The organism is Streptomyces sp. NPDC016851 (assembly GCF_055562795.1).
Genome location: NZ_JBVHEP010000001.1, coordinates 387210 through 407308 on the forward strand (window position 1 = coordinate 387210; position 20099 = coordinate 407308).

General features: G+C 73.2%; 19 protein-coding genes. 18 read left to right on the top strand and 1 reads right to left on the bottom strand.

Features of this window, described 5'->3' with window-relative positions; genetic code table 11:
* Positions 1-44 precede the first annotated feature (44 nt).
* Positions 45-1232: a pyridoxal phosphate-dependent aminotransferase gene (locus tag ACZ3I3_RS01800; RefSeq protein WP_467361722.1), complete on the bottom strand. Its 1188-nt coding sequence runs from the start codon at positions 1230-1232 to the stop codon at positions 45-47.
* A gap of 128 nt (positions 1233-1360) precedes the next feature.
* Here ACZ3I3_RS01800 and ACZ3I3_RS01805 point away from each other — a divergent pair, with 128 nt between their 5' ends.
* From ACZ3I3_RS01805 to ACZ3I3_RS01890, 18 genes are all read left to right on the top strand, one after another.
* Positions 1361-1609 (top strand): hypothetical protein, encoded by a 249-nt coding sequence (locus ACZ3I3_RS01805; RefSeq protein ID WP_467361723.1) that lies wholly within the window; start codon positions 1361-1363, stop codon positions 1607-1609.
* Between the two features lie 585 nt (positions 1610-2194).
* Positions 2195-2722, top strand: a complete 528-nt coding sequence (locus ACZ3I3_RS01810) for a DUF2617 family protein (RefSeq protein ID WP_467361725.1) — start codon at positions 2195-2197, stop codon at positions 2720-2722.
* Positions 2723-2842: 120 nt separating this feature from the next.
* On the top strand, positions 2843-4498 hold the full coding sequence (locus ACZ3I3_RS01815) for a polyamine aminopropyltransferase (RefSeq protein WP_467361727.1): 1656 nt from the start codon (positions 2843-2845) through the stop codon (positions 4496-4498).
* 127 nt (positions 4499-4625) lie between these two features.
* Positions 4626-5618 carry an SRPBCC domain-containing protein gene (locus ACZ3I3_RS01820; protein WP_467361728.1) on the top strand — a complete coding sequence of 331 codons (993 nt, stop codon included), beginning with the start codon at positions 4626-4628 and terminating at the stop codon, positions 5616-5618.
* A gap of 51 nt (positions 5619-5669) precedes the next feature.
* The gene (locus ACZ3I3_RS01825; RefSeq protein WP_467361730.1) at positions 5670-6458 is read left to right on the top strand and encodes an aldose epimerase family protein; all 789 of its coding nucleotides are present in this window, start codon (positions 5670-5672) and stop codon (positions 6456-6458) included.
* Positions 6459-6468: 10 nt separating this feature from the next.
* Positions 6469-7041, top strand: a complete 573-nt coding sequence (gene pyrE, locus ACZ3I3_RS01830) for an orotate phosphoribosyltransferase (RefSeq protein ID WP_467361731.1) — start codon at positions 6469-6471, stop codon at positions 7039-7041.
* A gap of 144 nt (positions 7042-7185) precedes the next feature.
* The gene (gene fbaA / locus ACZ3I3_RS01835) at positions 7186-8217 is read left to right on the top strand and encodes a class II fructose-bisphosphate aldolase (protein WP_466095300.1); all 1032 of its coding nucleotides are present in this window, start codon (positions 7186-7188) and stop codon (positions 8215-8217) included.
* 69 nt (positions 8218-8286) lie between these two features.
* Positions 8287-9753 carry an MFS transporter gene (locus ACZ3I3_RS01840; RefSeq protein ID WP_467361733.1) on the top strand — a complete coding sequence of 489 codons (1467 nt, stop codon included), beginning with the start codon at positions 8287-8289 and terminating at the stop codon, positions 9751-9753.
* Between the two features lie 177 nt (positions 9754-9930).
* Positions 9931-10344 carry a DUF3151 domain-containing protein gene (locus tag ACZ3I3_RS01845; protein WP_086605478.1) on the top strand — a complete coding sequence of 138 codons (414 nt, stop codon included), beginning with the start codon at positions 9931-9933 and terminating at the stop codon, positions 10342-10344.
* A gap of 149 nt (positions 10345-10493) precedes the next feature.
* Positions 10494-11324 (top strand): tryptophan 2,3-dioxygenase family protein, encoded by an 831-nt coding sequence (locus tag ACZ3I3_RS01850; RefSeq protein ID WP_467361734.1) that lies wholly within the window; start codon positions 10494-10496, stop codon positions 11322-11324.
* On the top strand, positions 11317-12501 hold the full coding sequence (gene kynU / locus ACZ3I3_RS01855) for a kynureninase (protein ID WP_467361735.1): 1185 nt from the start codon (positions 11317-11319) through the stop codon (positions 12499-12501). The genes ACZ3I3_RS01850 and kynU overlap by 8 nt, the downstream gene beginning before the upstream one ends.
* Positions 12502-12663: 162 nt before the next feature.
* Positions 12664-13530, top strand: a complete 867-nt coding sequence (locus ACZ3I3_RS01860; RefSeq protein WP_467361736.1) for an alpha/beta hydrolase — start codon at positions 12664-12666, stop codon at positions 13528-13530.
* Positions 13531-13679: 149 nt separating this feature from the next.
* Entirely contained in the window at positions 13680-14681 is a 1002-nt protein-coding gene (locus tag ACZ3I3_RS01865) for an alpha/beta hydrolase (protein ID WP_467361738.1), read from the top strand.
* Complete coding sequence (locus ACZ3I3_RS01870) at positions 14674-15924, top strand: acyltransferase family protein (RefSeq protein ID WP_467361739.1); 1251 nt, start codon at positions 14674-14676, stop codon at positions 15922-15924. The genes ACZ3I3_RS01865 and ACZ3I3_RS01870 overlap by 8 nt, the downstream gene beginning before the upstream one ends.
* Entirely contained in the window at positions 15917-17275 is a 1359-nt protein-coding gene (locus tag ACZ3I3_RS01875; protein ID WP_467361741.1) for a sensor histidine kinase, read from the top strand. Before ACZ3I3_RS01870 ends, ACZ3I3_RS01875 begins: the two co-directional genes overlap by 8 nt.
* A 10-nt stretch (positions 17276-17285) precedes the next feature.
* Entirely contained in the window at positions 17286-17969 is a 684-nt protein-coding gene (locus tag ACZ3I3_RS01880; RefSeq protein WP_086850229.1) for a response regulator, read from the top strand.
* Positions 17970-18066: 97 nt separating this feature from the next.
* On the top strand, positions 18067-19404 hold the full coding sequence (locus ACZ3I3_RS01885; protein WP_467361743.1) for a sensor histidine kinase: 1338 nt from the start codon (positions 18067-18069) through the stop codon (positions 19402-19404).
* Positions 19401-20066: a response regulator gene (locus tag ACZ3I3_RS01890; RefSeq protein WP_020270365.1), complete on the top strand. Its 666-nt coding sequence runs from the start codon at positions 19401-19403 to the stop codon at positions 20064-20066. Before ACZ3I3_RS01885 ends, ACZ3I3_RS01890 begins: the two co-directional genes overlap by 4 nt.
* The last annotated feature ends 33 nt before the right edge of the window (positions 20067-20099 follow it).

Here is a 20099-nt window from a genome sequence, read left to right on the forward strand (position 1 = left end):
CGCCCTTCGACGGAACGCGGCTGGGGACAGCCCGCCCGGTCCGTCTAGAACGCCGCCCCGAGCCGCTTCACGGCCTCCTCCAGCACCCCCGTCCGCTTGCAGAACGCGAACCGTACGAACGGGGCGCCCTCCTCGCGGTGGTCGTAGAAGACCGCGTTGGGGATGGCGACCACACCGGCGCGTTCCGGCAGGCCGCGGCAGAAGGCGAAGCCGTCCGTCTCGCCGAGGGGGCGGATATCGGTGGTGACGAAGTAGGTGCCGGACGGGCGGAAGACCCGGAAACCGGCCTCCTCCAGGCCCGCCGCCAGCAGGTCCCGCTTGGCCAGCATGTCGTCCCGGAAGGTCGTGAAGTACGACTCGGGCAGCGCCAGGGCCTCCGCGACCGCGTACTGGAACGGCCCCGACGCCACGTACGTCAGGTACTGCTTTGCCGAGCGCACCGCCGTGACCAGCTCCGGGGCCGCCGTCACCCAGCCGACCTTCCAGCCGGTGAACGAGAACGTCTTGCCGCTGCTGGAAATGGTGACCGTACGCTCGCGCATTCCCGGGAACGTCGCCAGGGGGACGTGCTCGGCGTCGTCGTAGACCAGGTGCTCGTAGACCTCGTCCGTCACCACGAGCAGGTCCCGCTCCACCGCCAGCTCGGCGATCGCGGCCAGCTCCGCGCGGGTGAGGACCGTGCCGGTCGGGTTGTGCGGGGTGTTGATCAGCAGCAGCCGGGTGCGGTCGGTGACGGCGTCGCGCAGTTCGTCGAGGTCCAGGCGGAAGCGGCCGTCGTCCGGGCGGAGCGTGACCGGCACGCGGCGCCCGCCCGCCATCGCGATGCACGCCGCGTACGAGTCGTAGTACGGCTCGAGGGCGACCACCTCGTCACCCGGCTCCAGCAGGGCGAGCAGCGAGGCGGCGATGGCCTCCGTGGCGCCCGCGGTGACGAGGACCTCCCGGTCCGGGTCGTACGACAGTCCATAGCGCCGCTGCTGGTGGGCGGCGATCGCGGTGCGCAGCTCGGGGACGCCGGGGCCCGGCGGGTACTGGTTGCCGAGCCCGTCCCGCAGTGCCCGTACGGCGGCCTCCCTGACCTCCTCGGGGCCGTCGGTGTCGGGGAAGCCCTGCCCGAGGTTGATGGCGCCGGTGCTCAGGGCCAGGGCGGACATCTCGGCGAAGATCGTCGTCCCGAACTCGGCGAGCCGGCGGTTGAGGAGGGGGCGCGCACTGGAGGTCATGCGGGTCATCCTCCGCCGAAGCTCTGGAGTTCCTCAACTCTGCTTTGGCTCGTGCGGGGAGCGGGCATCCCCTGTTCACGCAAGAGCGAGGCGCCCACGGGGGGCCGCTTCGGGGGAAACGGAAGGAGGGTGACGCCATGGTTGTCGGCATCATCCTGGCGGTGATCGGAGTCGTCCTGGTCGGGGCGCTGGTGTCCAAGGCGCGCGGGGGCGGTTCCGGACAGCGGGCGCGTGGCGGGGCCGCGTCCTCCGGCGGCAGCGGCAGCGGCAGCTGGTGGGCCGGCGGGGGAGACTCCGGCTCGTCCGGCGGACACTCCTGCGGCGGCGGGTCGTCCTGCGGCGGGGGCGGTGGCGGCGGAGGTGGCTGCGGCGGTGGAGGCAGCTGACGCACGCCTTCGCGCTTCCGACGGGGAAGCCACAGCCACCGAACGCGGGGCCCGCACCTGGGGCGGGCCCCGCGTTCGTGCGTGTGGCCGGAGTCCGGAGTCCGGGGTTCCCGTCCGGCGTACGAGTCGGACATCTGTTCGGTGGCTCCGAGTGTGTTCTGGCAACTTCGCATGCCTGTAGGACAACCGGCGCCACGGCGTGGCAGGTCGAGGGTGACTCCGGCAACTGCGCGCGTCACATGGGCATTTCGGGATCCCGGCCTCAGCCAGGGTGTCCGTCCCGTCCGGATCCCGGCGTGCGCCACGGCGCACCGGCGCACGCCTCCCCGGTGCCGGCGCACGCCGTAGTTGAACAGTTGAGCTGTGGAGCCCTCTGAGGGATGGAAACCCTACGAACTTGGGTAAAAACGCTGTGGCGGCGCCACAGTTCATGATTCCCTCTAAATCACCAACGCAGCCCCTCGGACGTCCTGCGGACACCTTCCTGAAACCGGCCGACTGGGCTGACCCGGGCCGAATCCCCCCGGTGCGACCGGGGCGCAGCGGACCCACCTCCCTCTCCTTGTGTGCTTGCGGAGCCGATCCATGCTCACGACCCTGAACACCTCCTACACCGACACGCGCGCGGCCGATCTCGCCTGGGCCCTGGGGCGCGAGCCGCTTCCCGCACTGGCCACGCTCGACCTCGAACTGACAGGCATCAGACTTCAGTTGCGACTTCTCGGCGCGTCCCACCAGGTCCTGCTGGAGGAGGAGCGGGGCACCTGCTCGGAGACGGTGGCGTGCATCCCGGGCAGCAGCACACCGCTGCCGCTCGGCGTCGCCAAGCGCGTGGGCGACTGGGAGTACGAGTTCGCGGCCCGGGTCGAGGTCCTCTCGCCCGGCTCCTTCGCGGGCCGTGCCCAGGAGTTGCTGGCCCTCGTCTCCGACCACCCGCACGGCCTGGCCGGCGTCTTCCCCGGCAGCCCGCACGCCTTCACGGCACTGCTGGCCCAGCACCACGAGGGCCAGGTGCACTGGCGGACCTGGCACGCGTACCCGCAGGACGGCCAGTTGGTCGCGACCCGCACGAAGGTGGGCGTACGGATGCCGGCGACCGCCCCCACCCCCTGAATCTCCCCCGCACGGCACGCACGCGGCGAACCGGATCTCGTACCGTGATCCGCCCTCTGTAAACCAGCACCACACGTGTGGGTGACGAACCGCAGTGGAGCCGTGACGTAACGTCGCAGAGTGATCGAGCCGCACGTGCCCGCCCCGCCCGGTTCCCCGCCGCCCTGGAGCGCCCCGGGCGGCCCCGGCGGCCCGGCGCGGCTGCCCGTCCGGCCCGGCACCGGACGGTTCCTGGTCCTCGCGGGCGTGTTCGTCTGTGCGGCCTGCGGGCTGGTGTACGAACTGGAACTCGTCGCCCTCGCCTCCTACTTGATGGGCGACTCCGTCACCCAGGCGTCCGTCGTGCTGTCCGTCATGGTCTTCGCGATGGGCATCGGTTCCCTCGCCGCGAAGCGGCTGCGCGGGCTGGCCGCCGCCGGCTTCGGCGCGGTCGAGGCGGCCCTCGCCCTCGTCGGCGGGTGCAGCGCGATGGCCCTGTACGCGGTCTTCGCCTGGACCGGTGACTGGGGCGGGATGTGGGCCAGCGGGCCGCGCTGCCTCCTGGTCGCCTTCTCCCTGGCGACCGGCCTGCTCATCGGCGCCGAGGTACCGCTGCTGATGGAGCTGATCCAGCGCATCCGCCGCCAGGACGCGGGCGGCGCGGTGGCCGACCTGTTCGCCGCGGACTACGTCGGCGCGCTCGTCGGCGGACTCGCCTTCCCCTTCCTGCTGCTGCCGTTCCTCGGCCAGCTGACCGGCGCGCTGCTCACCGGCGCCGTCAACGCGGTCGTCGGGGGCGCGCTGGTGCTCGGCCTGTTCCGCCGGGACCTGACCCGGCGCGCCCGCTGGCTGCTGCTGGCCGCCAACGCGTTCGTGCTGGCGGTCCTCGCCTCGGCCGCCGTCCTCGTCGACGACTTCGAACGGGCCGCGCGGCAGGCGGTCTACGGCGACGACGTACGCGTGGCGCTCCAGACCGGCGTGCAGGAGGTGGTCCTCGCGGGCGGTACGGACGGCCGGCCCCTGGGCCTGTTCCTCGACGGCCGGCTCCGGGTCAGCGAGCGCGACGAACTGCGCTACCACGAGGCCCTCGTCCACCCGGCCATGACCGGGCCGCACGCACGCGTGCTCGTCCTCGGCGGCGGTGACGGGCTGGCGGCGCGCGAGGTGCTGCGGCATCCCGGGGTGGAACGCGTCGACGTCGTCGAACTCGACAGGGAGGTGCTGCGCCTGGCCCGCACCGACCCGGCCCTGTCGGCGCTGAACAAGCACGCGTTCGGCGACCCTCGCGTGCGCGTGACCACGCAGGACGCCTTCGCGTGGCTGCGCGGCGCGCCCCCGGGGACGTACGACGTGGTCCTGTCGGATCTGCCGGACCCGGGCATCACGGCCAGCACGAAGCTGTACTCGCAGGAGTTCTACGGCCTCGCGCGGCGGGTGCTCGCCCCCGGCGGCCGGCTCGTGGTGCACGCCGGGCCCGTCGCGGCCGGCCCCCGGGTGTTCTGGACGGTGGAGGCGACCGTGCGCGCGGCCGGTTTCCGCACCGCCCCGTACGGCACGGGCGGCCGCCACGCCGGTTTCGCCGCCGGCCCCGACCGCACCCCCGCCGACCGCTCCCGGGCGCCCCGGGACTGGGGTTTCGTCCTGGCCGCCCGTACGGAGCCACGACCGCGCCTCGACCCGGAGGGCCCGCGCCCGTACGTCCTCGACGACGCGTCCCTCGCGGCGGGGGAACGGGCGGCGCGGGCCACACGGATCGCGGGGCTGCCCGCGTCGACGCTGGTGCATCCGCGCTACTGAGCGGGCCCCGGGTGGCCTGGTGAGGCCGGGTGAAGCCGGGTGAGCATACGCCTGGCGGGGGGCGGATCAGGGGGGAATCCCGAAGGCGGGGGTGCGTTTCGGCGCGTGCTGGGTAGAGTCCGTCCACATGGAGCACGAGGTGTTCGTTCCGGTTCCGGCCGAGCGGCTCAGGGAGGTGCTGGACGACCCCGCGCTGGTCGCCCGGGCGGTTCCGGGGCTCCAGCAGGACGCCGGCGCCGAGCCCGTCGCGGGGCGGCTGAAGATCAGGGTCGGCAGCCATTCGGTCACGTACCGGGGCGCCGTACGGGTGTCCCGGGGGGACGACGGGGCGTACGCCGTCGAGGGCGACGCCACGGAGGCCCGTGGCACCGGCTCGGTGAAACTCGCGCTGCGGATCGCCCTGCGGGACGCCAAGGACGGCACGACGGTCGTCTTCGACGGTACGGCCGCCGCGGACGGACGGATCAAGGACCTCCCGTCCGACGCGGTCGAAGGCGCCGTCACCCGCCTGCTGAACCGTTTCGCGGAACAGCTGGCCGCGGCAGCCCCGGACACGACGGCGCCCCTGGCCACCCAGGACTTCGAACCCCGGGCCACGACCGACTACGAGACGACCCCCGACGCGGACGACGCGCCCCCACCGCCTCCGCCTCCGGCGGGGGCCGAGAGGAGTGCGATGGCCGAGGCCGACGAGGAGGCCGGAGTCGAGGAGGCCGGAGTATCGGGGCCTGCGGACGAGCCCCCGGCCCCCGCAGCCGACGACGCTCCCGCCACCGCCTCCGCCCCCGCCGAGGAACCCCCCGCCCCGGCCCCCGAGCCCCCCTCCGCCTTCGGCGCCGACATGCCTCCGTCTTCTCTCAGGCCCTCGAACGGGGCCGACGAGGCCGACGGGGAGGACGCGGACGACGACGACATCGCCGAGGCGGCGCATGCGCGGCGGACGATGATCGGACGGAGTGCCGAGGAGGTCGACCACGCGCCGCCGCGCGGGCGGTACGCGCCGGTGCCCGCGCCGCAGACCGTGATGCCCTCCGCCCCGCTGCGCTGGGCGGCCCCCGCGGCCGCACTCGCGCTGGCGTCGGCCGTCGTGGCGGTCCGGGCCCTGCGCCGACGCCGCTGAAAACGCCCCGCACCGCACGAGGACCCTTGATCACCCCAGTAGGGTCGTCCCGTGAGTGACGAAGACATCACGCTGACCGCGGGCGACGCGGAGGTGACCGTGCAGCCGGGCAACGGCGGCCGGGTCGGAGGGCTGCGGATCGGCGGCGTGGAGCTGCTCCGGCAGGGGCAGCGGTTCGGCTGCTTCCCGATGGTGCCCTGGTGCGGACGGATCCGGGACGGGCGCTTCCTGGACGGGGCCGTCGTACGGCAGATGCCCCTCAACGCCCCGCCGCACGCCATTCACGGCACCGCCCGCGACGGCGCCTGGCGCACCGCCCGCACGAGCACGGCCGAGGCCGTCCTCACGTACGAGCTCGTCGACCCCTGGCCCCACCCGGGCCGCGTGACCCAGGTCGTCGCCCTGGCCGAGGACGCGCTGACGCTGACCATGTCCGTCGAGACGTACGAGTCGTCGTTCCCGGCGCAGATCGGCTGGCACCCGTGGTTCAACCGGAACCTCGGCGGCGAGGACGTGACGCTCGACTTCGACCCGGCCTGGCAGGAGGAGCGCGGTGACGACCACCTGCCCACCGGCAACCGGATCGACCCGAAGCCCGGCCCCTGGGACGACTGCTTCGGGATGCCCGGCGGCGTCGACGCGACCCTCACCTGGCCCGGTCAGCTGGAACTGAAGGTGACCAGCCGCGAGGAATGGGTCGTCGTCTACGACGAGCAGGAGGCCGCCGTGTGCGTGGAGCCGCAGACCGGCCCGCCCAACGGGCTCAACACCGCACCGCGCCTGGTCACGCCCCTGGAGCCGCTGGAGGCCACCACGACCTGGAGCTGGCGCCGCCTCTAAGCTGGGCGGCATGAAGGATGTCAACGAAGTAATGCCGCCAGGCACACGCGGCGCGCTGCTGCAGCAGATCAAGGACAAGGCCGTGGTGCACGGCAAGGTGACCCTGTCGTCGGGTCTGGAGGCCGACTACTACGTCGACCTGCGGCGCATCACCCTCGACGGCGAGGCCGCGCCGCTGGTCGGGCAGGTGCTGCTCGACCTGACCGAGGAGTTCGGGTTCGACGCCGTCGGCGGCCTCACCATGGGCGCCGACCCCGTCGCCGCCGCCATGCTGCACGCGGCCGCCGCGCGCGGGCGGCGCCTGGACGCCTTCGTCGTACGGAAGGCCGCCAAGGCGCACGGCCTGCAGCGGCGCGTCGAGGGTCCGGACATCGCGGGCCGCCGGGTGCTGGTCGTCGAGGACACCTCCACCACCGGCGGCTCCCCGCTCACCGCCGTCGAGGCCGTGCGGGAGGCCGGGGCCGAGGTCGTCGCCGTCGCGACCATCGTCGACCGGGCGACCGGCGCCGCGGAGAAGATCCAGGAGGGCGCCGGAGTGCCGTACCTCTTCGCGTTCTCGAAGGACGAGCTGGGCCTGGACTGAGCCGGGACCGACCAGGGCGTGGACGGTGGCCTGGACCTTCCGGCCAAGTCTGGAAAGATGGGGCCGACGATGACGTCGCACCCCAAGGTCTAGGTCAGGGCCGACAACGCAGTACGCCAACCCGCAGATACAAGGAGCGGACGCATGCCCATCGCAACTCCCGAGGTCTACAACGAGATGCTGGACCGGGCGAAGGCAGGAAAGTTCGCCTACCCGGCCATCAACGTGACCTCCACCCAGACCCTGCACGCGGCACTGCGCGGTTTCGCCGAGGCGGAGAGCGACGGCATCGTCCAGATCTCCACGGGCGGGGCCGAGTTCCTGGGCGGCCAGTACAGCAAGGACATGGTGACCGGCGCGGTCGCCCTGGCCGAGTTCGCGCACATCGTCGCCGAGAAGTACCCGGTGAACATCGCGCTGCACACGGACCACTGCCCGAAGGACAAGCTCGACGGGTACGTACGTCCGCTGCTGGCGCTGTCCAAGAAGCGCGTCGAGGCCGGCCTGAACCCGCTGTTCCAGTCGCACATGTGGGACGGCTCCGCCGAGACCCTCGCCGACAACCTCTCCATCGCGCAGGAGCTGCTGGAGCAGGCCCGCGCCGCGAAGATCATCCTCGAGGTGGAGATCACCCCGACCGGTGGCGAGGAGGACGGTGTCTCCCACGAGATCAACGACTCCCTCTACACCACGGTCGACGACGCGATCCGCACCGCCGAGGCCCTGGGCCTGGGCGAGAAGGGCCGCTACCTGCTCGCCGCGTCCTTCGGCAACGTGCACGGCGTGTACAAGCCGGGCAACGTCGTCCTCCGTCCCGACCTGCTGAAGGAGCTGAACGAGGGCGTCGCCGCGAAGTTCGGCAAGGCTGCCTCTCCCGGCCCCTTCGACTTCGTCTTCCACGGCGGCTCGGGCTCCTCGGAGGAGGAGATCCGCACCGCGCTGGAGAACGGCGTGGTCAAGATGAACATCGACACGGACACGCAGTACGCCTTCACGCGTCCGGTCGCGGACCACATGTTCCGCAACTACGACGGTGTCCTGAAGGTCGACGGCGAGGTCGGCTCCAAGAAGACCTACGACCCGCGCACCTGGGGCAAGCTGGCCGAGGCGTCCATGTCCCAGCGTGTCGTCGAGGCCTGCGGCCACCTCCGCTCGACGGGCACCAAGATCAAGTAGGTCCGTTCCGGACCACGCGTTCGAGCCCGGCACCTCTCCTGGTGCCGGGCTCTTCCGTATGCTCCCTGCATGCCCGATGTGCGGATCGCCTCGCCCCAGGGCCGGTGGATCCTGCTCACCACCGTCCTCGGCTCCAGCATGGCCCTGCTGGACTCGACCGTGGTCAACATCGCGCTGCCCCGCATCGGCCGTGACCTCGACGCGGACCTGGCGGCCCTGCAGTGGACCGTCAACGCGTACATGGTCACGCTGGCCGGGCTGATCCTGCTGGGCGGGGCGCTGGGCGACCGGTTCGGGCGCCGGAAGGTGTTCGTCGTCGGTGTGGTGTGGTTCGCGGTGGCGTCCCTGCTGTGCGGGATCGCGCCGAACGCCGGGGTGCTGATCGCCGCGCGCGCCCTGCAAGGGGTGGGCGGTGCCCTGCTCACCCCGGGGTCGCTGGCACTGATCCAGGCGTCCTTCCACCCCGACGACCGCGGCCGCGCGGTGGGTCTGTGGTCCGGCTTCGGCGGGGTCGGCGCGGCGGTCGGACCCTTCGTCGGCGGCTGGCTGGTGGACGGGCCGGGCTGGCGGTGGGTGTTCCTGCTGAACGTTCCGCTGGCGCTGCTGTGCGTGCCGGTCGCCTTGCGGCACGTGCCCGAGTCGGGGGACCAGCGGGTGCACGGGCGGTTCGACGTGCTCGGGGCCGTACTGGGGGCGCTGGCCCTCGCCCTGGTGACCTACGCGCTGATCGAGGCCGGCGGGGACGGTGCGGTGGTGGCGGTCTCGGCGGTGGCCGGGCTGGCCGCGGCCGTCGCGTTCGTGGTCGTCGAGCGGCGCCGGCCCGATCCGATGATGCCGACCGACATCTTCGCGTCCCGGCAGTTCACGGCCGTCAACCTCGTCACGCTGTGCGTGTACGCGGCCCTCGGCGGGTTCTTCTTCCTCGCCGCGCTCCAGCTCCAGGTGGTGGTGGGGTACTCGGCCCTCGCGGCCGGTACGGCGCTGCTGCCCACGACCGTGCTGATGCTGCTGCTGTCCGCGCGGTCCGGAGAACTGGCCGACCGGATCGGACCGCGGATCCCGCTGACGGTGGGGCCGCTGCTGTGCGCCGCGGGGATGCTGCTGATGCTGCGGGTCGGGCCGGGGGCGTCGTACCTGGCCGATGTGCTGCCGGCGCTGCTGGTGCTCGGACTGGGCATGGTCACGCTGGTGGCGCCGCTGACGGCGACCGTGCTCGGGTCGGTGGACGTGACCCGGGCGGGGCTGGCCAGCGGGATCAACAACGCGGCGGCCCGGGCGGCGGGGCTGGTGGCGGTGGCGGCGTTGCCGCTGCTGGCGGGGATGGGGGAGGAGGCGTACCGGGAGCCGGCTGCGTTCGACGTCGCCTTCGGGAAGTCGATGGCGTGGTGTGCGGGGGCGCTGGTGGTGGGGGCGGTGGTCGCGGCGGCGGTGGTACGGAGGCCGCCGCCGGGGTGCAAGCGGCCGGAGTGTCTGCGGCACGGGGGTGTGACGGCACCGCCGCTGGAGGGGGAGCCGGTGCGGAAGCGGTTGGCGTAGGACTGGCCGAGCCGCGGGCAGTCGTGCCGCTGGGGCGGCACGGGTGGGCGCGGCGGCACCCGGCTACGCCGGGCTGCGGACCCACCCCGCCCCAGCGACAACGCCGGGCACCTCGAAGCGCCGGGTTACCCACCCCGGCACTGCGCCGCAGCCGTCCTCATGACGCAGACTTGGGGCATGTCCATTCACGAGAACCTCCTCGGGGGCCCGCCCCCGACCCACCTCCCCGACGACCCCGGGCCACGGGAAATGCTCGCGTCGGGTACCGCGCCGGTCGACGTCGCCGCCGCGCACCCCACCTCCTCGCTCGCCTGGGCGCAGCTCGCCGACGAGGCGTACGAGCGGGGCGCGACCGTCGAGTCGTACGCGTACGCCCGCACGGGCTACCACCGCGGCCTGGACGCGCTGCGCCGCAGCGGCTGGAAGGGCCACGGCCCGGTTCCCTGGGAGCACGAGCCGAACCGCGGCTTCCTGCGTGCCCTGCACGCCCTCGCCCGTGCCGCACAGGCGATCGGCGAGCAGGAGGAGTACGAGCGCTGCTCCCAGTTCCTGAAGGACTCCTCGCCGACGGCGGCGCAGGTCCTGGGCTGACGTCGGACACCCTCCGGGCCCGTCCGCCGAGCGGGCGGGCCTTGCGGTTTCGGGGGACGATTGCGGAGTATGCCCGTGGGGACCGGGGCCCCCGTGCCGGCATCGGCAGGGGCGGACCGCTACCCGGAGTTACAAAGCAGGAGACAGCGATGTCCCACGAGGCTCACGAGCCCGAGACCCCGCATCTCGATTTCCACGGCACGACGCCGTACGAGGACTACGTCAAGGCGGACGTCCTCACCCACCTCCAGCACACCCTCTCCGACGATCCCGGAGAGATGGTCTTCCTGGTCACGACCCAGGTGATGGAGCTGTGGTTCACCGTCATCGTCCACGAGTGGGAGACGGCGGCACACGCGCTGCGCGGCGACGACGTCCCCGCCGCGACCGCCGCGCTGAAGAGGTCCGTGCGCGAGCTGGAGGCGCTCAACGCCTCATGGAAGCCGCTCGGCCAGCTCACGCCGGCGCAGTTCAACTCGTACCGGTCCGCCCTCGGCGAGGGGTCCGGGTTCCAGTCGGCGATGTACCGGCGGATGGAGTTCCTGCTCGGCGACAAGTCCGCGTCCATGCTGGTCCCGCACCGGGGCGCGCCGCGTGTGCACGCCGAGCTGGAGAAGGCACTGCACGAGCCGAGCCTGTACGACGAGGTCGTGCGGCTGCTGGCGCGGCGCGGGTACGACATCCCGCAGGCCGTGCTGGGGCGTGACGTGTCGCAGCGCTACGAGTCGTCCCCGGAGGTGGAGGCCGCCTGGACGGCCCTCTACTCGGGTGACGAGAGCGGCGACCTCGCCCGGCTCGGCGAGGCGTTGACCGATGTCGCCGAGCTGGTGTGGCGCTGGCGCAACGACCACCTCGTCGCCACCCGTCGCGCGATGGGCGCCAAGACCGGCACGGGCGGCTCCGCCGGAGTGGCCTGGCTGGAGAAGCGGGCGCAGAAGCAGGTGTTCCCCGAGCTGTGGACGGCGCGATCCCATGTCTGAACTGGAGATGCGCGCGGAGAAACTGGACGCCGCCGACGACCTGCGCGGCAAGCGGGACGCATTCGTTCTCGACGATGTTGTCTACCTCGACGGCAACTCGCTCGGCGCGCTGCCGGCCGTCGTCCCCGGGCGGGTCGAGGACGTCGTACGCCGCCAGTGGGGCGAGCTGCGCATCCGGTCCTGGGAGGAGAGCGGCTGGTGGACCGCGCCCGAGCGGATCGGTGACCGGATCGCCCCGCTGGTAGGGGCGGCGCCCGGGCAGATCGTGGTGGGCGACTCGACCAGTGTCAATGTCTTCAAGGCACTGGTGGGGGCCGTGCGGATGGCGGGGGAGGGCCGCGACGAGATCCTCGTCGACGCCACGACCTTCCCCACCGACGGGTACATCGCCGAGTCCGCCGCCCGGATGACCGGCCGCACGCTGCGGCCGGTGGCACCGGCGGACGTGCCGGGCGCGCTGGGCGACCGTACCGCCGCCGTCCTCCTCAACCACGTCGACTACCGCACCGGCCGGCTGCACGACCTGCCGGCGCTGACGGCCGCCGTGCATGGGGCGGGCGCGTACGCCGTCTGGGACCTGTGCCACAGCGCGGGCGCGCTGCCGGTGGGGCTGGACGAGCACGGCGTGGACCTCGCGGTCGGCTGCACCTACAAGTACCTGAACGGCGGGCCGGGTTCACCGGCGTACCTGTACGTGCGCCGGGAGCTTCAGGACCGCTTCGACTCCCCGCTGCCCGGCTGGAACTCCCACGCCGAGCCGTTCGGGATGAGCAGCGGGTACGAGCCGGCCCCCGGCGCCCTGCGCGGCCGGGTCGGCACGCCGGACATCCTCTCCATGCTCGCCCTGGAGGCGGCCCTGGAGGTGTGGGACGGGGTGCCGGTCGAGGCGGTGCGGGCCAAGTCGCTCGCGCTGACGGACTTCTTCCTGGAGTGCGTGGCCGCGTACGTGCCCGAGGGCAGGGTCGAGTGCCTGACGCCGGTGGCGCACGCGGAGCGGGGCAGCCAGATCGCCCTGCGCTGCGACGACGCCGGTGACGTGATGAAACGGCTCGTCGAGCGTGGGGTGGTCGGCGACTTCCGGGCGCCGGACGTGCTGCGCTTCGGCTTCACACCGCTGTACGTGGGCTTCGCCGACGTGGAGCGGGCGGCGCGGGTGCTGGCTCGGACGCTGGGGTGAGTTTCCCGGGACGAACGGCCCCCGCCGCCGCGGGGGCCGTTCGGCCTTCACCCAGCGTGACATCCGCGTGTCCGCCCACGTCACCTGCCTGATACCGTCCCGGCCAACGGCCGGATCCCCGCCTGATCCGCCAAATACGTTTGATCGCTGAGAGGTTGGAGCATGACGGACGACGTCGCAGCAGCACGGGCCGCCGCCGAGGAGCAGTCGGCGTTCTCCCACGCGCCCGTCGCCCCCGACGCCACCGCCGCCTACGGCGACCACCCCGACCAGGTCATCGACTTCTACGTCCCGCGCGCGCAGGCCGGCCCGGGCGGGCCTGCCCCGGTCGTCCTGGTGCTGCACGGCGGTGCCTGGCGTGCACCGTACGACCGGCGTCACATCAGCCCGTTCGCGGCCTTCCTCGCCCGGCGCGGGTTCGCCGTGGCCAGCGCCGAGTACCGGCGCGGCGGCGGTGACGACTCCGTCGCGGGGCGCTGGCCCGACACCTTCGACGACGTCGCGGCCGCGCTGGACGCCCTTCCGGCGCTCGTCCGGGAGCTGCTGCCGCAGGCCGACCCGCGCCGTACGGTCCTCACCGGTCACTCGGCAGGCGGGCACCTCGCCCTGTGGGCCGCTGCCCGGCACGTCCTGCCGGCCGGCTCGCCCTGGCGCGCCGACAGCCCGGCGGCCCTGCGCGGTGTGGTCGCGCTCGCCCCGATCGCGGACCTCGCGGTCGCCGACAAGCTCGACGTGTGCGGCGGTGCCGTACGGCAACTGCTGGGCGGGGACGAGCACTTCGCCGAGCGGCAGCCGTACGCGGACCCGGCGCTGCTGCTGCCCACCGGCATCGCCACGACCCTGGTCCAAGGGCGCACGGACCTCGTCGTGCCGCAGGCGGTCGCCGAGTCGTACGCGGACGCGGCGGCGAAGGCCGGGGAGATGGTGGGAGTGACGCTGCTGGAGGACGTGGGGCACTTTCCGCTCATCGACCCGGCGGCGGACGCGTGCGCGGTGGTCGTGGAGGAGATCGCCCAACTGGCGTGGTGAACGGCTCAGGTCGATCCCGTAGGTCGTACCCGTAATACCTGAGAGCCAGGCCGCAGGTGAGCTCCCCGGTGTGACGCGAACGACGAGTCCTGATCCGTAACTTCCCTTCCGAGCGGACCCGATGGCCGGGTGCGCCGGAGGGGACGACCATGGGGTTCGCAGCGAAGTACCGCCGTGGGGACGGCGGTCGGCACCGCGGCGGCCGATGGCGTCGAGCCGCGCTCGCCGTTCTCATCACCGGCGCGGTGGTGTTCCCCCTCTCCGCGGCGGGACGCCCGGAGATCCCCGCGCCCGCCCCCGCGTCGCTCCCACCGCTCAGCGCGTCCACGCTCGACGAGGCGTACGCGGCCAACCGTGCCAACGCCGCCGAAGCGGCCCGGACGGCCGCCGCCCACCACGACCGGGAGCGGGCCGCGAGGGACCGTCAACTGGCCGCTCCGGCCCGGCATCTCCTCCGTTTCGACGGCCGCGGCTCCGGCCGGGTGACGGAGGTCCTGGGCGACCTCGCCCGCGCCGACCGCATCGCCGTCCTGGTGCCCGGCTCCGACACGAGCCTCGACACCTACGGCCGGTTCCACGCGGCGGCCGCCGCCCTGTACGGGCAGCTCGCACGGGAGGCCCCCGAGGGCACGCGCACGGCGGTCGTGGCCTGGCTGGGCTACGAGACGCCGGGCACGGTCAGCGCGACGGTCACGACGACCGGCAGGGCGGAGCAGGCGGCCCCGCACCTGCGCGCCCTCGTCGCCGGACTGCGGGCCATGGCGGGCGGCGGACCGCGCATCTCGCTGCTGTGCCACTCGTACGGTTCGGTCGTCTGCGGCCGGGCCGCCGCCGGGCTCGCCGTCGACGACATCGCGCTCGTCGGCAGTCCCGGCACCGGCGCGGACTCCGTGGCCGCCCTGCACACCAGCGCCCGCGTCTGGGCGGCCCGCGGCGGCGACGACTGGGTGGAGAACGTCCCGCACGTCAGCGCGGACCTGTTCGGCACCACCGTCGGCTTCGGCACCGACCCCGTCTCCCCGGCCTTCGGCGCCCGGGTCTTCGCGGCCGGCGACGGCGGCCACAGCGACTACTTCAGCCCCGGCTCGACCTCCCTGACCAACCTGGCCCGGATCGCCCTGGGCGACACCAAGGCGGTGACCCATGACTGACGTCGGAGCACGCGAAGTACGCGAAGTGAGCGAAGAACGCGAAGCGCGAGGTGTCCGGCATGCGGTGCGCCGCGGTGCCGAACGCGTCGGTGCGGCCACCCCGGCCGACCGCGACCGGGCCGTGGACGCCCTGCGCGCCGCCGCGGTCCTCGGTGTCGTCCTCGGGCACTGGCTGGTCACGGCCCTGGTCGCCGACAGCGGCACCCTGCGCACGGCGAGCCCCCTCCAGCACATGCCCTGGCTGACGCCCGTCTCCTGGCTGTTCCAGACACTCGCCGTGTTCTTCCTGGTCGGCGGGCATGTCGCGACCCGCAGCCTGGCCTCGGCCCGGGCCCGCGGCATCCCGTACCACCGCTGGCTGACGGCCCGGCTGACCCGGCTGTTCGCACCGGTCGCCGCCGTCCTCAGCCTGTGGACGGTCGCCGCGCTCGCCCTGCTGCTGTCGGGCGCGGAGTTCGGGACGGTCCGGACGCTGGTGAAGCTGGCGCTGTCCCCGATGTGGTTCCTGGTGGTGTTCGCGGGCCTGACGGCGGCGACCCCGCTGCTGACCCGGCTCAACCCTCTGTGGCCGCTGGCCGTCGTACTCCATGTGGATCTGCTGCGCTTCGGCCTCGGCGGCCCCTCCTGGCTGGGCTGGGTGAACGTGGCCGCGGGCTGGCTGGTGCCCTACACGCTGGGCGCGGCCTGGACCCGGGGCGAGCTGGAGCGCCGCCACGCGGGCTGGATCCTGCTCGCCGGCGGTGCGGTGGCGACCGCGGGGCTCGTCGCGTGGGCGGGCTATCCGGCCTCGATGGTCGGCGTCCCGGGCGAGGGCATGTCCAACCTGGACCCGCCGACGCTGGCCGTCGTCACCTTCGGGCTGGCCCAGTGCGGTCTCGCCCTGCTGCTGCGCGAGCGGCTGCGGCGGGCGATGCGCCGGCCCGTGGCGTGGGCGGCGGTGGCCCTCGTCAACCTCTCCGCGATGACCGTCTTCCTGTGGCACCAGACGGCCCTGATGGCCACGACGGCCACCGGCCTCCTCGCCGGGCACCTCCCCGGCCTGCACACGGTGCCCGACAGCCTCGGCTGGGTCGGGGCCCGGTTGCTCTGGCTGCCCGTGTTCGCCCTGGTCCTCGCGGTCTGCTGGGCCGCCTTCCGGTCCTTCGAGCGGGGCGCGGGCGGCCGGGGCCGCAGGTCGCGGGTGGTGCGGGCGCACCGTCCGTCGTCCGACCGGGGGACGGCGGTGAAGGCCCGCCATGTCTAGGCTGGGGCGCGTGACGGACACGGGGGTGGGCCGCGCGCTGCGGGCGCGCGTCGAGGGCTGGCTGCGGGTGTTGCGCCAGGATCTGTGGACCGCCCGGGTGGACCCGTTGCCGCCGACCACCTGGCTGCGCTGGCTGCCGCACGGTCTGCTGTGCCTCGCGGCGTTCGGGATCACGCTCGGCGGCACGGCCCAGCTCAACGACAACGGACATCTGGACGCCGGGTACGCCTTCGTGCTGGCGTTCGGGCAGGGCGGCGCGGTACTCCTCGCGATGTGGCGGCCGGTTCCGGCCTGGTGGCTGTCGACGGTGGCGACCGTGGTGGGCGCGGTCGCGGTGTACGTCCGGATAGAACCCGACTACTCATTCACCTGGCCCTGGACCGTGGCCGGACTCATCGCCCACCTGCTCGTCCTGCTGCTGCTCGCGCTGCGGGTGCCCACCCGCGTCGCCGTGGAGGCGCTGGCCCTGACCGCGCTGGCCACCTGGGTCCTGGAGGGACTGACGGTCCCCGGGGTCCACTACCAGCCCACCGGGGTGCTGGCGCTCATCCTGTTCGCCGTCGTCGTGGTCCTCGGCACCGCCCTGCGCGGCCGCCGCGAGGCCCGGGCGCAACTCGTCGAGCAGACGACCCTCACCGCCGAGGAGCGCACCCGCCGCACGCTGCTGGAGGAGCGCAGCCGCATCGCCCGGGAGCTGCACGACGTGGTGGCCCACCACATGTCGGTCATCTCCATCCAGGCGCAGGTCGCCCCGCATCTCGTCGAGAACCCGCCCGACGAGCTCAAGGAGAACCTCGCCGGTATCCGGGAGAACGCCCTGGAGGCGCTGACCGAGCTGCGCCGCGTGCTGGGCGTGCTGCGCTCGGAGCACCCCGGGCCGGGGGAGCCCGCCGGCCCGGACGGCGACATCGCCGGCCATGCCCCGCAGCCCACCCTCGACCGGCTGGACGCGCTGGTGGAGAACACCCGGGCCGCCGGCCGCGAGGTCATCACCGAGATCAACGGCGAGCGGCGGCCACTGCCGCCCGGCGTGGAGCTGTCCGCGTACCGGATCGTGCAGGAGGCGCTGAGCAACGTCCTGCGGCACGCGCCCGGCGCGAGAGCCACGGTCCGTCTCACGTATCAGCCGGACGGGCTGGAGGTGGAGGTCGTCAACGGCCGGCCGACCGGGCCCGCGCCGCCCTCGACGGGAGCGGGACACGGGCTGCTCGGCATGCGGGAGCGGGTCGCGATGCTCGGCGGCACCATGACGGCGCACCCGTGGCACTGGGACGGCTTCAAGGTCACCGCGTTCCTCCCGGACGTCCCGCCCGCCGACGCCCCGGGCACCCATCACCCCACGGCCCCTTAGGAGGGACCTCATGACGAGCGGTACCGGCAAACCCATCCGGGTTCTCATCGTCGACGACCAGGCGATGGTCCGGCAGGGCTTCACCGTGCTGCTCGGCACCCAGCCCGACATAGAGGTCGTCGGCGACGCGAAGGACGGAGAGGGCGGTGTCGCGAAGGCCGCCGAGACCGCCCCGGACGTCGTCCTCATGGACATCCGCATGCCCGGGATCGGCGGCATCGAGGCCACCGAGCGCATCACGACCGCGAACCCGGACATCAGGGTGCTGGTGCTCACCACCTTCGACCTCGACGAGTACGTGTACGACGCGCTGCGCGCCGGAGCCTCCGGGTTCCTGCTGAAGGACGCGTCGTCGGAGCAGCTCGCCGAGGCGGTCCGGGTGATCGCGGCCGGTGACGCGCTGCTCGCCCCGGTCATCACCCGCAAGCTGATCGCCGAGTTCTCCCGGCTGGACGACCGGCCCCGCGCCCCGCTCAAGGAACGGATCGGTGACCTGACCGAGCGGGAGACGGAGGTGCTCGCCCTGATCGCGCAGGGCCTGTCGAACGCGGAGATCTCCAAGCACCTGTTCGTCGCCGAGCAGACGGTGAAGACCCATGTGGGCCGGATCCTGGTGAAGCTGGGCCTGAGGGACCGGACGCAGGCGGCGGTGTTCGCGTACGAGTCGGGGCTGGTCCGTCCGTCGGGCTACTGAAGCCGGGCCCCGGGGCCCCGTAGTACCTGAGAGGGAGGCTGTGGAACCCCTCTCACTGGGGACGACCGCGTCCCGGGGGGCGCATACCGTTCTGTACGTGACCGAGACGACTCACTCGCAGACCACGCCGCCGGCGGGCGAGGCCAAGCCCCGCAGCCCGGAGTACCGGCTGGCCGTGGACGCCCTGCGCGGGCTGCGGCAGGACCTCATCCACGACGCCTTCGCCTATCGCCAGCTGCCGCGCATGCGCGTCGACGGCCCCCTGACCAGGAGGCTGCCCGGCCGTCTGCGGGACTTCGCGGCCTTGACACCGCACGCCGTGATCTGCGCGGCCGCCCTGATCGCCCTGTCCATCGCCACGGTCGACCAGGGCATGGCCCTGGTGCTGGGCCTGCTCGCCGCGGTCCCGATCCTGCTGACCTTGGTCCGGCCGGTCGGCGCGTTCTGGGTGTCCATGGCGGCCACCCCCCTGGCTCTCCCGTTCGGCGACGACTGGGGCGACTGGCCCTGGCTGCCGGGCAGCTTCGCCTGTCACCTGACGGTGCTGACGATCGTGGCCATACGCACCAGGCCGCGCACGGCCGCCTGGATGTGGGCGCTCACCGCGGCCTACGGCATCCTCGCGGAGACGATCTTCGGCACGGCGGGCCGCTACAGCACCAACACCGGCCCCATGCTGGTCGTCTCCGCGTTCATCCTCCTCGCCGTCACCGTCTGGCACATCCGCCGCCACGCGGAGCAGGAGGTCACCGCGCAGCAGACGGTCACCGCGCACGAGCGCTCCCGCCGCACGCTGCTGGAGGAGCGCACGACGATCGCCCGCGAGCTGCACGACGTGGTCGCCCATCACATGTCGGTGGTCGCGATCCAGGCGGAGGCCGCGCCCTACCGGGTGGAGAACCCGCCGCCGGAACTGGAGAAGGCCTTCGCCACCATCCGGGAGAACGCGGTGGCGGCCCTGACGGAGCTGCGCCGGGTCCTGGGCGTCGTCCGTGCCGAGGACTACGAGGCCCCGGACGCCCCGCAGCCCACGCTCGCCGACCTGGAAGGGCTGCTGGCCAATGTGCGGGAGGCCGGTCTGGGCGTCGAGAAGGTCGTGACCGGCGCGGTGCGCGAGTTGCCGCAGGGCGTGGAACTGTCGGCGTACCGGATCGTGCAGGAGGCCCTGAGCAACACCCTGCGGCACGCGCCCGGTGCGAGTGCCCGCGTCGAGATCGGGTACGTGCTCGGCGGCCTGGGCCTGCGCATAGTCAACGGCCCGCCGCCCAACCCCAGCCTGATCAAGCCTTCGCCGGGCGCCGGGCACGGCATCACGGGCATGCGGGAGCGCGTGACGATGCTGAACGGCGAGATGACGGCGGGCCAGACGGACGACGGAGGATACGAGGTGGCGGTGTTCCTGCCGGTCGCACTGCCGGACGAGGACGACGCATGACCATTCGCGTGCTGATCGCGGACGACCAGATGATGGTGCGCGAGGGCTTCTCCGTCCTGCTGAACGCGATGCCCGACATCGAGGTCGTCGGCGAGGCGGTGAACGGCCGGGAGGCCGTCGCGAAGGTCCGCGAGCTCGCCCCGGACGTCGTGCTGATGGACATCCGCATGCCCGAGCTGAACGGCATCGAGGCGACCCGCGAGATCGTCGCCGCCGACGGAGCGGCGAAGGTGCTGGTGCTCACCACCTTCGACCTCGACGAGTACGTCTACCAGGCGCTGCGCGCGGGGGCCTCCGGGTTCCTCCTCAAGGACGCCTCGGCCCGACAGCTCGCCGACGGGGTGCGGGTCGTGGCCGCCGGTGAGGCCCTCCTGGCCCCCTCGGTGACCAGGCGACTGATCACCGAGTTCTCCAAGCTCTCCGAGACCCCGCGCCTCATGCCCTCCGCGCAGGCGGCGTACGGCGACCTCACCGACCGGGAGACGGAGGTGCTGGTCCTGATCGCGCAGGGTCTGTCGAACGCGGAGATCGCCGAGCGGCTGGTGGTCGCCGAGTCGACGATCAAGACGCATGTCAGCCGGATCCTGGTGAAGCTGGGGCTCAGGGACCGGACACAGGCGGCGGTGTTCGCCTACGAGGCGCGGCTGGTGACGCCCGGCTAGCCGGGCGCCCGGTGGCCCGCCGGAACCCCCTGG

Coding starts and splice junctions, on each gene's coding strand:
- ACZ3I3_RS01810 (WP_467361725.1), top strand. CDS start 2,195: ATGCTCACGACCCTGAACACCTCCTACACCGACACGCGCGCGGCCGAT.
- ACZ3I3_RS01840 (WP_467361733.1), top strand. CDS start 8,287: ATGCCCGATGTGCGGATCGCCTCGCCCCAGGGCCGGTGGATCCTGCTC.
- ACZ3I3_RS01870 (WP_467361739.1), top strand. CDS start 14,674: ATGACTGACGTCGGAGCACGCGAAGTACGCGAAGTGAGCGAAGAACGC.
- ACZ3I3_RS01805 (WP_467361723.1), top strand. CDS start 1,361: ATGGTTGTCGGCATCATCCTGGCGGTGATCGGAGTCGTCCTGGTCGGG.
- ACZ3I3_RS01880 (WP_086850229.1), top strand. CDS start 17,286: ATGACGAGCGGTACCGGCAAACCCATCCGGGTTCTCATCGTCGACGAC.
- ACZ3I3_RS01890 (WP_020270365.1), top strand. CDS start 19,401: ATGACCATTCGCGTGCTGATCGCGGACGACCAGATGATGGTGCGCGAG.
- ACZ3I3_RS01850 (WP_467361734.1), top strand. CDS start 10,494: ATGTCCCACGAGGCTCACGAGCCCGAGACCCCGCATCTCGATTTCCAC.
- pyrE (WP_467361731.1), top strand. CDS start 6,469: ATGAAGGATGTCAACGAAGTAATGCCGCCAGGCACACGCGGCGCGCTG.
- kynU (WP_467361735.1), top strand. CDS start 11,317: ATGTCTGAACTGGAGATGCGCGCGGAGAAACTGGACGCCGCCGACGAC.
- ACZ3I3_RS01800 (WP_467361722.1), bottom strand. CDS start 1,232: ATGACCCGCATGACCTCCAGTGCGCGCCCCCTCCTCAACCGCCGGCTC.
- ACZ3I3_RS01875 (WP_467361741.1), top strand. CDS start 15,917: ATGTCTAGGCTGGGGCGCGTGACGGACACGGGGGTGGGCCGCGCGCTG.
- ACZ3I3_RS01865 (WP_467361738.1), top strand. CDS start 13,680: ATGGGGTTCGCAGCGAAGTACCGCCGTGGGGACGGCGGTCGGCACCGC.
- ACZ3I3_RS01820 (WP_467361728.1), top strand. CDS start 4,626: ATGGAGCACGAGGTGTTCGTTCCGGTTCCGGCCGAGCGGCTCAGGGAG.
- ACZ3I3_RS01860 (WP_467361736.1), top strand. CDS start 12,664: ATGACGGACGACGTCGCAGCAGCACGGGCCGCCGCCGAGGAGCAGTCG.
- fbaA (WP_466095300.1), top strand. CDS start 7,186: ATGCCCATCGCAACTCCCGAGGTCTACAACGAGATGCTGGACCGGGCG.
- ACZ3I3_RS01845 (WP_086605478.1), top strand. CDS start 9,931: ATGTCCATTCACGAGAACCTCCTCGGGGGCCCGCCCCCGACCCACCTC.